General features: G+C 53.7%; 8 protein-coding genes. 7 read left to right on the forward strand and 1 reads right to left on the reverse strand.

Going from position 1 to position 14624, the window contains the following annotated elements:
* Positions 1-11: 11 nt before the first annotated feature.
* The 6 genes from L6439_RS13440 (at position 12) to L6439_RS13465 (ending at position 9754) form a co-directional block, all read left to right on the forward strand.
* Positions 12-1304, forward strand: a complete 1293-nt coding sequence (locus L6439_RS13440; RefSeq protein ID WP_213469384.1) for a helix-turn-helix domain-containing protein — start codon at positions 12-14, stop codon at positions 1302-1304.
* A gap of 260 nt (positions 1305-1564) precedes the next feature.
* Complete coding sequence (locus tag L6439_RS13445; protein ID WP_168180422.1) at positions 1565-2371, forward strand: AraC family transcriptional regulator; 807 nt, start codon at positions 1565-1567, stop codon at positions 2369-2371.
* An 87-nt stretch (positions 2372-2458) separates the two neighbouring features.
* Positions 2459-3421 (forward strand): proline dehydrogenase family protein, encoded by a 963-nt coding sequence (locus L6439_RS13450; RefSeq protein ID WP_213469449.1) that lies wholly within the window; start codon positions 2459-2461, stop codon positions 3419-3421.
* 804 nt (positions 3422-4225) lie between these two features.
* A complete protein-coding gene (locus L6439_RS13455) occupies positions 4226-6172 on the forward strand; it encodes a putative thiazole-containing bacteriocin maturation protein (RefSeq protein ID WP_213469448.1) in 1947 nt (648 codons plus the stop codon).
* Entirely contained in the window at positions 6169-8118 is a 1950-nt protein-coding gene (locus L6439_RS13460; RefSeq protein WP_213469383.1) for a TOMM precursor leader peptide-binding protein, read from the forward strand. Before L6439_RS13455 ends, L6439_RS13460 begins: the two co-directional genes overlap by 4 nt.
* A 43-nt stretch (positions 8119-8161) precedes the next feature.
* Positions 8162-9754, forward strand: a complete 1593-nt coding sequence (locus tag L6439_RS13465; protein ID WP_213469382.1) for a SagB family peptide dehydrogenase — start codon at positions 8162-8164, stop codon at positions 9752-9754.
* A gap of 90 nt (positions 9755-9844) precedes the next feature.
* Here the strand turns inward: L6439_RS13465 and L6439_RS13470 are convergent, their stop codons facing one another.
* Positions 9845-10297: a hypothetical protein gene (locus tag L6439_RS13470; RefSeq protein WP_213469381.1), complete on the reverse strand. Its 453-nt coding sequence runs from the start codon at positions 10295-10297 to the stop codon at positions 9845-9847.
* 396 nt (positions 10298-10693) lie between these two features.
* On the opposite strand from L6439_RS13470, the gene L6439_RS13475 reads away from it, so the two are divergent.
* The gene (locus tag L6439_RS13475; RefSeq protein WP_237096858.1) at positions 10694-14620 is read left to right on the forward strand and encodes a cellulase family glycosylhydrolase; all 3927 of its coding nucleotides are present in this window, start codon (positions 10694-10696) and stop codon (positions 14618-14620) included.
* Positions 14621-14624 lie beyond the last annotated feature (4 nt).

Raw genomic sequence — 14624 nt, forward strand, 5'->3', positions numbered from 1 at the left:
AGAGTGAGTCTGTGAGTTCCGTTGCCGCGAAGCCCAAGAGCTTGGGGGAGCTAATCAAGCACTATCGGCAGAAGAAGGAAATGAGTCTGTCGAAGCTTCAGGAAGCGGTCGGCGTAGATAAAGGAAGCCTGTCGAGAATTGAAAACCGTGAGGTCAAGCGCCCTGATTTTCAATCCATCTTGTCCATCGCTGCAGAATTAGACATTCCCCATAACGAAATCGTTGAACAATATATCGAAATTGGACACAAGTCGGAAGTTGTGTACGCGATTTTACAGAACGAACTAGAAACACTTGAACATCCTTCGCTAATACTCAAAATCGCCGCCAAGTTTCTTGAGTCACCGAATGAAGACAGCCTGTATTTAGTAGGGAAATTGTATCGTGATATCGGCTCCATTGATAACGACAGCATCAAGCTTTCATTGTATGATCTCATCCTTGATTACTCGCGTTCCCACGGAATCATGCCTTACATAGCCAAAAGCATGTATCAACGTTATCTAATTGAACGAAATGATTTCAACAGATTGAAGGAAACGTACCACAGCGGAAAGTATATTCTTCACTATGCCGGCTTCTTGCCGCAGGAGGAGCATCTTGAGTTACACTACAAATTAGGGGTTCATGCTTATCATTTGAGAATTTATGATGAGAGCATCGAGCATTGCAAAAAAGTACTTGCTGAAGATAGCGGTCACAGTCCTTACAAAATATATGCGCTTGGCGTGCTGAGAGACGCGCATTTCGGCTTAAAGGAATACAAAGAGGCTGAGATGTACTCTTTACAGTATAAACAGTTTAATTATCCGAACTCACAAGAGCATGTCATCCTGATGGAAGCATTATTCAATGCGGTGAAGGGCAATACGGCTCAAGCCATTGAACAGCTATGGTCATTCCTCGAGACTTGCAGTGATGCCTTTGCCCTTCCCGCCACCAAGCATCTCCTGCAACTGTACTTGGAACAAAGAAACCTTGAAGGCGCTAAAGTTGTAATCGAAGGCAGCAAAGTAAGCCTATCGATCATAGATAAAAGAAATCCGTTGACTTATTCCGAGTACGCTGATTACTTACGACTTCAAAGCGAATACTATTTAGCTATAGGCGACTTCGATTCCCACATTAGCCGTCTGATGGAAGGAGCATTTTACTACTCAAAAGTGAACGATGCAATCAAAGAGAAGGAATGTTTGAACATGATTATACGTAGTCATATAGAACAAAATATCCCTATGCATAAGCCTGCGCTTGAAAAGTTAAGCACATACTATATTAAAAGCGCTAAAGAAATGGAGGATTAAGCATGAAAAACGTGATCAAAAAACTGTATTTCAAATCCCTTCTCTACTCTGTTGCATTTGTGGCAATGGTGGCGGCATTCGCTGGAGATACAACTGGAATCATTCATCCTTGGTAAAGCACCTTCATGGTGCTTTTTTTTTTATTTTGTTCATATCGTGCTTACGGTCATAGGTATATCAATACGAACTGTAACTATGTGATAAACTAGTACGTACACGTCAGGCATTGGCCTGGCTTAACCTAATTTGGAGGCTTGTAAATGGCGGATGTGACCTTTTACCGTGACGAAGCGCTGCCTTTTCTGGAGGCGAAGCGATGCCATAAGAATGACCTGGCGTATCAGAAGCATTTTCACGAGGAGTATTCCATCGGTTTAATCGATGAAGGCGAGACGCAGGCATGGTGTGATGGCGTCTTGTGGCGCGTTGGAACGGGACGAATGATCAGCTTCCCGCCTCTCATTCTACATGCCTGTCAGCCTGCGAAAGATGCGCAATGGAAGTACAAAATGCTGTTCATTAAACCGGAATGGTTCGCTCAGCTTGAAATGCCCGATATCAACCGGCTTCATATTCCGTTCTTGCTCGAAAAGGGGAAGAATGAAGCTTGCAGCAAGCTGCTCAATCGTACTATGGACGCACTGATCCGGAGCGGGTCGCCGCTCGAAACCGAAACGGCGTTAATCGAACTGGTGCACAAGCTCGTAAACAAGCATGCCTCCGATCTGACGCATGAGCCTTATGGCATGCTGGAACCGAAGTACGTCAATCTGATCAAGGAATATATCCATGAGCATTATACGGATCGGATCACGCTCGACTCGCTGGAGCAGGAAGCCGGGATCAGCCGTTATCATCTCATTCGCATGTTCAAGAAAAGCACGCATCTACCGCCTCATGCGTATCAAAACCTGCTGCGCATCAATCATGCCAAGAAAGAATTGAAAAATCGGCGGCCCATTGCCGAAATTGCGGTGGACACCGGCTTCTATGATCAGAGCCATTTTGCGAAAGCCTTTGCTAAAATCGTCGGGACAACCCCTCAAACTTATGCCCTGTCCGTCTAGATAAGCGCAATTTTTTACAATCCTCTCCTCCTGTCCTCTTGTACATTGGATCTATAAGACAAGAGGAGGGACCACTTGATGATGACAATGACTAATTTGGAAAAAAAAATTGCCGAGGCGATGAAATCCATTGCCCGCCGAGCCGATGTGAAGACTTATGTCGAGCAGACGCCGGCCATCTACCAGCTGCTGCAGCGTGCAGCAGCTAAGTATGTGACGGGGGAGAAGCGGGAGGATGGCCTTGGGGCAGGTCGACAGCTGGCTGATAAAGGGTACGCCATCTCGCTTGAATATATTGGCGAAAATACGGCAGACTTCCATGCATGCGAAGCGGCGGCTCTGGAGCTGTCGCTGCTCGTTCATGCGTTGGCAGAGCGTGGAATACCGGCTCGCGTGTCGTTCGATCTGTCCCACATCGGCTTATCGCTAGACGGCAATCTGGCATATAAGAATCTGACAGCACTTGCCGCTCTAGCCCGGCAGGCCGGCATCGAGCTGTTTGTAAGCATGGAAGAATCAGCCAAGACGGATGCGATACTCGCAATCTATGAAAGGGCCACGTCCGCATATGCGAACATCGGCATTACGCTGCAGGCACAATTGAACCGGACAGCTCAGGATTTGAACGCCTTACAGCCCATCCCTGGCCGGATCCGCATCGTAAAAGGGGCGTACCAAGAGCCGGATCATCTCGCTATGCCGCGTTCATCCGCCCTAAATGAGCGATATGTGCAGCTTGTGGAGCAGGCCATCCGCATAGGCCATCGCGTGTCGATCGCCACCCACGATGAGTCTGTCATTGATGAGGTCATCAAGCGGGGATGGATCCATGAGCCCGGCGTTGAGTTCGAGCTGTTATACGGGATTCGGCCGGATTTGAGCAGCCGATTGAAGAAGGCGGGTTATCCCGTTCGCGTTTATTTAACGTATGGCCGTGAATGGTATTTGTATCTATGCCACCGGATCGCCGAATATCCTCCTAATCTATTTCAAGCGCTCCTCGACATCACGAGCACCGGACAGGCCGATCCCGTGCTGGAGTATGAATAAGTCTGAGTCTGCCGCCACTCGACTGTATCCTCTATCCGTCCATCCCCAAGTTGAGAACGGCAAGCCATTCCGGTTTGCCGCTTTTCCGCATTTTGCCGACTGATTGATGTGCTTTGCTTTCTGAGGGAGAAATACAAAGGCAGACATCGAAATCCCGAAATCTCAACCGTTTTTTGGTAGGCGGATGACATAGGAACACTAGCGGAGTTTATTTCATAAAATATCCAGTCGAGAGGGGGGAGGGGCCGCATGCTCGGATCCCGACCTAAACCTTCTCATTTCACGATTGTCACATGCAAGGACAGTGAATGAATGATACGGAGGGTATAAAATGAGCGATTTCCAGAAGGATCTGCAAAACTTGAAAGTCGGCCAGTTCAGTTCGACGGGGATGACGCCTGCGTCGGGGCAAAATCAGAGCGGTTCGGGGGATCCCCGCTTATGTGTTGGCGTTTGCTTTTTTTGCTTCGGTTTTTGCGGCGGGTTTTGTTCATGCGGCAACTGCTTCCGCTGCAGCAACTGTTTCCGCTGCAGTAACTGCTTCAACTGCGCCCACTGCGGTAACTGCGCACGTTGCGGAAGCTGCGCCCGCTGCCGCTGAGCACCGCAAAGCACGCTTGGCGATCCACAAAACGGCATGCCCCTGCAGATGTCTCGTCCTGCAGGGGCTGTTCCTTTTTTTGTTTCAGGCATGAAGGACAAAACGCTCTACATAACTTAAACATGAGGGGAAACCGAAGGCCTGCGTCCATGCGGTTGTCCCTCCGGCAAAACCTTAAGGAGGAATAAAACTTGAATCCTTCTATGCGTCTGAAAGTGAAAGGGGATACGTTCTTTCTCCCCGATTCGAATGGAGGCGTCTACTTTCGCAACAATACGGGTTCATTCCGAATGGAAGGCGACATGGTCGATCGGTGGATCGAAAAATTAATGCCCGTGTTCAACGGGGACTATTCCATGGCGGAGCTGACGGACGGGCTGCCGGAACCGTACAGGTTACGAGTGTATGAAATCGCGGAAGTGCTGCTCAATAACGGCTTTGTCCGGGATTGCAGCCAAGACCGCCCGCACAGCCTCCCGGAAGCGGTAGTACGGAAATATGCCGCACAGATCGAATTTCTGGATAGCTTGGGCGGCTCGGGCGCTTACCGCTTTCAAACCTATCGCCAGGCAAATCCGATTGCGGTCGGTTCCGGTCCGATATTTGTCTCGCTCGTTGCGGCCTTGTTGGAATCCGGGTTGCCCCGGTTTCGTATGCTGATCACGAACCGGGCGACCACGGATCGCCAGCGGATCTCCGAGCTGACGGCAGCCGCGCGTCTATCGGACAGCGAGATCGAGGTCGAGGAGATCATTCCGTCGCATGATGGCTTCGTCGATTGGCCGGAAGTCGTGAAGCTGGCGGATTCCGTTCTCTACGTCGCCCAGGATGACGAACCCGGAGAGCTAAGAGCGCTGCACGCGGCCTGCAGGGAAGCGAAGAAGCTGCTGGTGCCTGCCATCTACTTGAGGCAGGCGGGCATAGCGGGGCCATTGGTGCACCCGGATTCGGACGTCTGCTTCGAATCCGCATGGCGCAGGATTCACCGATCCGCCCTGGGCGATGCAGATCGGCGGGCCCCCGTCTCTACTACGACGGAAGCCATGCTCGCGAATGTGGTCGTATTCGAATGGCTTAAGACCGTGTCGGGGACGATCGCTTCGGAGTTGAGCGGAAAGCTGTTTCTGCTGAATCCCGAAACATTAGAAGGCGAGTGGCATTCGTTACTTCCCCATCCGCTCGTCAGCGGTCTTCGTCCGGCCGAGCCTGCGGATCCGTTCGACCTTCCGATCGCTCAACGTACGGAGCGAGAGGAAGCAGACCGGCTCCTCTCTTATTTCTATCGCTTGACTTCCGCGAAGACCGGCATTCTTCACCGTTGGGAGGAAGGGGACTCGAAGCAGCTTCCGCTCTCGCAGTGCCGCGTCCAGCCAGTCGACCCGCTGTCCGAAGGCCCAGCCGAGCTGCTGCCGCAGATCGTCTGTTCGGGAATGACGCACCATGAAGCAAGGAAGGAAGCGGGCTTGGCCGGCATCGAAGCGTACGTATCCCGGCTGGCCCGGGTGATGAGGGCGGCCAGATCTGCCCAGCCGGATTCCGCAAGCCTGCTCGATTCGCAGCCAGATGAATATGTAGGGATCGGCGCGGGAGCGACAGTAGCGGAAGCGATCCTCCGCGGATTGCGGAAATGTCTGTTCGAGGAGCTGAAAAATCGTTCCGAGTCCAGCCTTCCCTCCGTTTCTCGCATCAAGCCGAGCAAAGTTGAGGACGATATTTGCCGCTATTGCTTGCGCGCATTGACTACGATGCAGGACGCCCCGCTAATCGGACTGGGACAAGAGGTTGCGGGTTTCCCGGTCATCTGGGTCGGCACGAACGGGTACTGGTACGGCGGAGTCGGAGTCAACCCCGCGATGGCGCTGCGAGAAGCGCTCCGACAGGCGCTGATGAAAATCCAAAACGATCCGGCGGACCTCCAAGGCCAAATCCTGGAGCGCTCTTCGGTCAAGGTGGAGGATGCCTTGCCGCAGAGTCTGACGATCCCCGGCTTCGATGAGGCGGAGCACGGCATGATGCTGGAGTCTGCCCGGCAGATCCTGCAAGGGAACCGTAAGCGGATCGAGGTCGTGGATTTGTCGACAGAGCCGTTTATGAGAGAAGAGCTGGCAGGCGTGTTTGGCGTGTCGCTGCGAGAGGAGGAGACGAATTGAGCGCGATCGTGACGGTCATCGGGCAAGGGGAGCTCGCGGATTTGGTAATCAAACAATTGTCTGCCGATGACCGCTGTCGGCTGGTCCCGCAGATGAGCATGGAATCCGGAGAGGCGGCAACGGGAGACTTGGCGCTGGTGTTGAACGATGCTTGGGATCCTTCCGTTCATCCTGCGGCGGAGGAGCGGTTCCGGCGGTCGGGAACGCCCTGGCTCCGCGGCTTTGTTGCATTCGGAGAGGGGGTTGTCGGTCCGCTGGTTCGTCCCGAGGGACAAGGATGCTCGCAATGCACGGATACCCGGCTCCTGTTGGCGGGAAGTGACCGCCGGGAATCGTGGCACCTGCAGCAGAAGCTGGCGTCGCATAGGGGAATCGCCCGGGACGCTTGGGCGTCTCGCACGGGATTATCGCAGGTGGCGCGCCTTGTTGCGGAAGAAGCCGTGAAGATGCTGGAAGGCGGGCGGCCGCAGACGGAAAGCCGGATGTATTTGATCGATCTGCGTACGCTCAAAAGCTCTTCGCACTTCTTCCTGCCCGATCCGCTATGTCCGATATGCGGCAGACTGCCGGAAGACGATGCGGAGACGGCCCGCATTGCGCTGCAGCCAAGCCTGAAAATCAGCACCGGCACGTACCGCTGTCGTTCGATAGATGAACTGAAGGATGTTTTGGCCAAAGACTATGTAGATGCCAGGACCGGTTTGCTTAACGGAAAAATGGCCGACCTTGTGTCCCCTTTCGCCGATGCGAGCATCAATTTGCCCTTGTTTGGCGGAGATGAGGCGTGCGCCGGCCGGACCCACTCCTATGCGGTTAGCGAAATGACGGCCATCCTGGAGGGACTGGAGCGTTATTGCGGTCTCTCGCCCCGCGGCAAGCGATCCGCCGTTCATGACAGTTACCGCAATGTACAGGATCAGGCCCTCGATCCTCTCCGCGTAGGCGTCCATGCGAAGGAACAGTATGAACGCACCGGCTTTCCGTTCAAGCCATTCGATCCCGAACGGCCGATCGATTGGGTATGGGGCTATTCCTTTCTGCAGCAGCGCCCGATTCTCGTACCGGAGCTGCTGGCTTATTACAGTTCCGGCTGCGGTCACGGATTCGTCTACGAGACGTCTAATGGCTGCGCGTTGGGCGGCAGTCTGGAAGAAGCGATCTTCTACGGGATGCTGGAAGTGGTGGAGCGCGACTCCTTCCTCATGACCTGGTACGCGCGGCTGCCACTGCCGCGTCTGGACCTCCGTTCAGTTCAGGACCGGGAATTGAGATGGATGACGGATCGTTTGGAGGCCGTGGCGGGCTATGACGTGTATTTGTATAATTCGACAATGGAGCACGGCATACCGAGCATGTGGGCGCTCGCGAAAAACAAGAAAGAGCGGGGCTTGAACCTCATTTGCGCCGCGGGCGCCCACCCGGATCCGATCCGCGCGGCCAAGAGCGCGATCCACGAGGTGGCGGGCATGCTGCTCACGGTCAGCGAGAAATTCGAGGAAAACCGCCAGCAATATGAACGGATGCTTCTCGATCCGTACCGGGTCGTTCAGATGGAGGACCACTCCATGCTGTACGGGTTGAAACAGGCGGAGGAACGGCTCGATTTTCTGCTGAATAATGATCGTCCGCTGCAAACGTTCGCCGAAGCGTTTGAACCAAGGGGTTGGAACGCCGACCTTACCGATGATCTGAAGGGTATGCTGCATGTTTTTCGCCAATTGAATCTGGAAGTGATCGTGGTCGACCAGACGACTCCGGAGACGCGCCGCAACGGACTGCATTGCGTGAAAGTACTCATTCCCGGCATGCTGCCGATGACGTTCGGGCAGCATCTCATCCGTGTGACGGGACTGGATAGAGTGCTCAGAGTCCCTGCGGAACTGTCTTATTCGCTGGAGCCCTTGTCGCCCGAGCAGCTTAATCCATATCCGCACCCGTTCCCCTAACTACAGCTGCGGGACGGTGCGGTTGAAGCCAGGGAGGAAAGCGATGAGTCTGATGAATCTGGACGTTTTTCTTCACCGTTTGCAATATGATCCGGATAAGATCAAGCCCTTGGATTGGGAGACGGATTGGGATGACGCGCCGTTTCCTTACAAGCTTTATCGCGGCTTGCCGATGTTTCCGCTATCCAGGGAAGTGCCGGCGACGCTCGAAGGGAGGGATACGCCCGGGGTGCCCAGCCTTCGCGATATCGGACATTTCCTCTACTATGTATACGGGCTTGCGCAATTGACTCAATCCGTCATGGAACGGGATACACGGGAAGAATCGGGAGGCGTCTTGCAGATGTGCCGGCGCTTCGTACCTTCCGGAGGCGGGCTATACCCGAGCGAACTCTATCTCTATCTGAAGCTGGGTGAATTGCCTGCCGGCGTATACCATTACGATGCGGCGCATCATCGGTTGGCATTGCTGCGCGAAGGGAATTTCGACGCTTATTTGGCGAGGTCGCTCGGGAATCGCTGCGACGCGAACGGTTGTTTCGGGGCCGCGTTCGTATCTACAGTTTACTGGAAAAACTTTTATAAATATAACAATCTCGCCTACCGGCTGCAGGGACTGGACGCCGGCGTATTGATCGGACAACTGCTCGAAATCGCGAAACGATTTGGAATTTCGTCTGGCGTGCATTTTCAATTTCTCGATCAAGCCATCAATCATCTGCTCGGACTATCAGAACAAGAGGAGAGCGTGTATGCGGTTATCCCGTTATCGGCGGAACCGGCGATCCGCTTGGTGGAAAGCGGGAACGAGGAGGAGGATGCGGTCTTCGCTTCCGAGCTGTGCCGGGAGTTGCCGCCAGTCAATCATGATCACTATGTCAGGTCGCGGCGGATCGCAGATTATCCGATGCTCCTTCGGATGAACGATGCGTCCCGTCTGGATTCGACGCGCTTGTTTCGACACATCCGGAAGGATGAGGAGGCAATCCCGGATCAAGCGCTCACCCTGCCTCTGCCGCCTGTAGACCGCTTATCGTATGATTTGGCGGCGGTGTGCCGCAACCGGTTCTCGCCCGAGACGGAATTTGTTCTGAAGCCGATCGGTCTCTCCCGCCTGGCCGCTCTGCTTCGGGAAGCGACGGCTTCCTTCCCGTATCGCAACGACCTGGATGGCCCGCAGGAGCGGCCGGAACCCCGTGTATGCCTGTATGGCTGCTTCTACGGGATCGAAGACGTTCCGGATGGCGCTTATCGGTACGATGGCGCCTCGCATACGCTGCAGTCGGTGTGCCATGGAGATCACCGGCAACGGATGCAGGAGGGAATGTCGCTTCCCAATATCAATTTGTTTCAAGTGCCGCTCGGCTTTCACGTGGCAGGGAAGAGGGGGTTCTTCCAATCGCAGCTTGGCAAGCGGGGATACCGCATACAGCAAATGGAGGCGGGGATGCTCGTGCACCGATTATTGCTGGCCGCATCCGCCCTCGGAATGGGAGGGCGCCCGCTTCTCGGGTTTGACGTGAATTCCTGCGATGCGCTTTATCGGACGGCTTCCCGGGATGAAACGGGGCTGATTTTTATACCGGTCGGTCCCTATCGTCAACGATTGCGACTGGAGGGCAGTCTGAGCCGTTAAAATAAAAAAACATCGCTAACGACATTGACGCAACGGTCATGTCGCTAGCGATGAACCCCGCTCTTTCCAGAAAGGGAGACCGGTCGGCTCTTACCAATGACAGTTATCCCACGGATGGTCGCTGTACGCGTGGGGATGGTCCCAGGGATGGAACCAATCATGATGGTCGTCGGCCAAGTAGCACTCCCACTCTGGAGACGGATAAGGATGAAGGCAGGGATCCATATGCGGATCCCATGGATGATACATGAAGGGAAGGATCATGGACGGATAGTGATCCTGCTCCCAGGGGTGAACCATCGCGGGACAGTTCCCGTGCTCCCAAGGATGAGTCATTACGGCTTGCGGTTCGCCCTCCCATGAAGGACACACCCCGGGGTGTCCGTGATGAGGCGGGGTATGGTACCAGGTATAATGGGACTCGTGAAACACGTCATCGCGAGGTCTAATTTGAGTATTCGTTGGCTGCACTAGCGATTGTTCGGACGGATCGGAACCCTGCAAGCCGGCCGGGTTCTGAACGAAAGGTTGATGGCATGTCATGGTTTTCCTCCTAATCTTTTGAGGGGCAATGTATCGTGAACCCTCATCTTGCAAAAGTCGCTTTGGAAGCTTTCGCTTGGCATAATTTACAATATGCCGAGATTGGAAAAAGGGCACTTGACCCTAAAAAATGGGCAGATTCCCGATAGTACATGATAAAAACGTAGTGTGGCATACAGGAAGGACCAACTGAGTTGGCTCTTCCACTGAAGAAAGACAGCGCACCTTAATGGTGCTTTTTTTTCATTTTGTTCCTATCGCACTCCATCCGTGGAATCGATGAAGGCGAGACAGAGGCATGGCGTGACGGCGCCTAGTGGCGCGTAAGAGAGGAGAGTGAGAATCCAATGAACAGGAAAGGATAAAAGCGAAGTAAGACATCAATGGAGGTACAAAATGCCAAGAGAACACCACAACGGTGAGGTTATGGAAAGCATCGTTGTTCCGGAGCCCATTTCTTTTAACGTCGAACGAGATGGGGGGATCGATTATCGGAAAAAGCTCCAAGAAACGCCCCTTGTTCCAGTTAGCGGCTCTGAAATAGAGGACTCGGCGATCGAGGAGCCGCACCGGGTATCTTCTACGACCTTCGCAGGAGGACAGCGCGTACTGTATCGGTACTCCTCGGATCGAACGAAATTGGTATCCGTTCAAACGGTGGGCAAAGTTCGCGTCAGAGTGCGCGACGAGAAGGCAACGCCGCTTGAGGGGGTTCAGTTTACGGTCATCGCGCTGATGGAGAACGAAGCGCCTATGAGTCTAGCCATCCTGACTACCGATAAAATGGGATACGGCTCGATCGATCTCTCTCACATTGAAGCCGATCCGCTGCTTGAATTGCGTCTGGTACCGATCACCGAAGACTCCCCGCGGGAGAGCGTCTCATTTGAGATCCTGCACGCTCATATGCATGAAGGAATACGAGACGCTGGCTTGCCGCATGAATTGATCCTGAGTGAAGACTTGTTAAAACGAATCACACGCGTGCCGCCCGGCACCGGAACGATCACGATCGATTATCCCGACTCGGCAGACATTCGGAATTCACCCGCCTCTTTCGATCAGTCAATTTCGGTAGAAGGGGCAGACTGTACGCTGTCGATTGCCCGAAATTTTGCAACAAGACAGTTTTTCTTCCGGCAGATCGTAAGGGAACAGACGCCCGATCTCCAGTATGACTTTGGCATTCACGATCCCGATCAACCATACAGCGGACTTTTCCCAAGGGGGGAGATCAGAAGAGCAATCGGCTTCGATGAGGATATGTACGCGGTTCAGGCCGGCAATCCGGTGCTCGGCAAAGTCAATTTGTATCGCCAAGCATGGATGCCGATGGGACATAGTCTGGGCGAACTGCTGTACTCCCTGGCGCTTGCCCCCTGTGAAGAGACGAAGATCGCGATCATCGAGTGGTCGCGGCACGAGGAAAATGCCCGTCGGGAATTCACGGCCCAAGCGGAGCAACTCCAGCACGAGCTTTTTCGCGATCGTGAAATCGGCGAAGTGGTCCAGTCCGTGCTCAACGAGATGCAATCGGGAAGCAGTTGGACCGCTCAAGCTGGCGGAGGATTGAATCTGGGCTTTTTCTCGATCGGCGGAGGGGGCGGCTATTCAAGTAGTTCCTCGGAAGGACACCGCCAGATACAGGCTTCAACCATTCAAAATCTTGCGGATGCCATCGTTCAGCGGGCATCCTCTTATCGTTCCCTCCGTTCCACGATCATTACGCAATCCACTCAGGCGGAACGAGAGGAGATCCGAACGCGGACGGTACGCAATCACAATGTGAACCACGCTCTGACGATCGAGTATTTTGAAGTGCTCAAGCATTTTCGCGTCCGAACCGAGCTTGTCGAGCAAGCGGATGTGCTGTTGATCCCTTACGAGGTTCCCGCTTTTTTGTATCAGGCGCTGCCGGATTTTCAAACTTTTCAGACCACCGGATATTCATTGCCATTTTTAAAATGGTTGGACAAGCACGCCTCCGTTTTGCGTCAGATGCTCCCTTCCGAATATGCCCCTTGCTTCGAGGCCTTGCGCCGGGTGCTGAACTGCGGTGACGTGTACGGGTATACGGAGCCATTTGCGACAGCGTCCCGGTGGACGGTCGAGATGAACGAAGCATGGAATTCCGACATTCGCTTGACCATCAATACATTCGACGGAGAAGCGGTCGAGTTGAGTACCCATCAGGAAAAGCCGGGGGGAGTTGTCCGATTCACTTCCGACCCTATCGATCTGTCCAAGGTCGAGACTTTGGAGATCGTGTATGACGCGCCCAAGAAGTTGGTCACGAAGACTCTGCCTTCGCCGACCGGTCCGCTGGTGTATACGGAAGAGGTGGAACAAGAGTATATGCTTAAGCGCATTCGCCTCATAGCCCATACGGATCCATCGGAGTTCTTGCGAGGCACGCACAGTTACAAAGTAGGGGATGAGCCTGACGCGGCGGTACCTATCGTCTTGAAAAAAGGAGCCAACGCCCACGTAATCAATCTTAGGGTGCCTAAGATCGATTTTTCCGGTTATCGGGGACAGGCGCATCGCGATTATTGCTGCATCAAGGAGCTTGCGGCTTTGCTTCGCGAAGACCCGATGAAATATTTGCGCGGTTTGTGGATGGCAGAAGATCCGGACCGGCGTGCCCTCAGATTGGATGCCTACTTGTTCCAAGGGAAATCGCTGCTCGATCAAATTCAGAATGAAGCAGTCGGCGTCGTCGGCAACCTGGTAGCTTTTCCGTTGCTTGAGAACGGCCAACTGAAGCGGCACGCCTCCATGGCAAGGCTGATCGCGGAACGGCATATCACCTTACCGACGCGCGGGGTGTTTGCCGAGACCCTGTTATCCAGATGCAACGCGACGGAGCAGCGGGACGTTACGCGCATCATCGATTCGGACACAGGTTGCAATGTGCACGCGCCCGACATCACGGGAATTACTCCGGGGACCCGCAAATCGGATGCTCATCTCTCTCCGACTCCTTTTGCCAGTCCGATGATCGCGATTCAGAACGCTCCGGAGGCACCGGCGCCGAAGGGATTAACCTCCGCGCTCGAATTGCTTGGAAGAGCAGAACTCTTCCGCAATATGTCGTTGGGAGCGGAGACGGTCAACGCAGTCAAGTCTTTGTCTTCGGAAGCGTTGCATGAAGCATCCGAATCGGAACGCCAACTCGTAGATAACGCCAGCAAAGCGCTGAACGCGGAAGCCGGGGAATCGTTGCGCGCATCGAATCCAGCCAAAGTATACGATCACTTGCAAAACATCGAGTTAGCCCGAAATATGGGGGCACTCACGGAAGAAGACGCGAAAACGGCGGTTCGCAATCTGCTCGGCGCTCCCGGCGGAGATGTGACAGGGGAGTTGGCGAGTCTAACCTTGCCGCACGGAAACGCACACAATAACTTTCATGTAAGCGGCTCAATCTTGAAAGACCCCAACGGGAATCCATTTATTATGCGGGGAGTCAATAACCCGCATATTTGGTGGGACACCGAATCCTACAACGCGCTTGCCACGATTCGTTCGTATGGCGCCAATAGCGTCCGTATTGTGTGGGAAACGAAAGGCCGGGCCGCCCGTCTGAAGCAAATTCTCGAACGCTGCAAGCAGCTGAAACTGATCGCTGTCGTCGAACTGCATGATGTAACTTGCAAAAAAGGCGAGAGCGACAGGAACAACGACCCTAAGCGTTTGAATGACATGGCCAAATATTTTGCACGGGAAGACATCAGCACCGTGCTGAAGTCCTATTCCAAGTACACGCTCATTAATATTGCTAATGAATGGGGCGACCACAAGCTGACTGATACCGCGTGGCTCGATGGGTATAAAACCGCCATCACAACAGTCCGTACAGCAGGGCTGACGAACCCGATCATCATCGACAGTTCAGGCTGCGGACAAAATTCTTCCCCCATCAAAAAGTATGGCAAGGCGCTGTTGGAGCACGATCCGAACAAAAATGTCTTGTTCTCCATTCACATGTACGGCAAATGGAACGATGCGGGTGACATCGGGAAGGAACTGAACGCGATTAAAACTATGGGGCTCTGCGTCATTATCGGCGAGTTCGGCTACAACTATAAGAATGGCCACAATAATTTGGACTGCAAAGTAGACGCTTTTGAGGTTATGAAGCAGTCCAATTTGAACGACATTGGATATTTGGCTTGGTCCTGGACGGGGAACGATCGTAAAAATGCTTGGCTTAACCTCGCGGAAGCCAGCGATTGGAAAACTCTCACAGAGTGGGGCGATCATGTGTTCAACAGCGAATACGGCATCAAAAAGACGAGTAAGCTCGCTTCCATCTTTTAAATAT

The organism is Paenibacillus dendritiformis, assembly GCF_021654795.1.
Lineage (GTDB): Bacteria > Bacillota > Bacilli > Paenibacillales > Paenibacillaceae > Paenibacillus_B.

Excerpts from the sequence above, each read along its gene's own strand:
- L6439_RS13475 (WP_237096858.1), top strand. The coding sequence starts at position 10,694 with ATGCCAAGAGAACACCACAACGGTGAGGTTATGGAAAGCATCGTTGTT.
- L6439_RS13455 (WP_213469448.1), top strand. The coding sequence starts at position 4,226 with ATGCGTCTGAAAGTGAAAGGGGATACGTTCTTTCTCCCCGATTCGAAT.
- L6439_RS13465 (WP_213469382.1), top strand. The coding sequence starts at position 8,162 with ATGAGTCTGATGAATCTGGACGTTTTTCTTCACCGTTTGCAATATGAT.
- L6439_RS13470 (WP_213469381.1), bottom strand. The coding sequence starts at position 10,297 with ATGACATGCCATCAACCTTTCGTTCAGAACCCGGCCGGCTTGCAGGGT.
- L6439_RS13450 (WP_213469449.1), top strand. The coding sequence starts at position 2,459 with ATGACTAATTTGGAAAAAAAAATTGCCGAGGCGATGAAATCCATTGCC.
- L6439_RS13445 (WP_168180422.1), top strand. The coding sequence starts at position 1,565 with ATGGCGGATGTGACCTTTTACCGTGACGAAGCGCTGCCTTTTCTGGAG.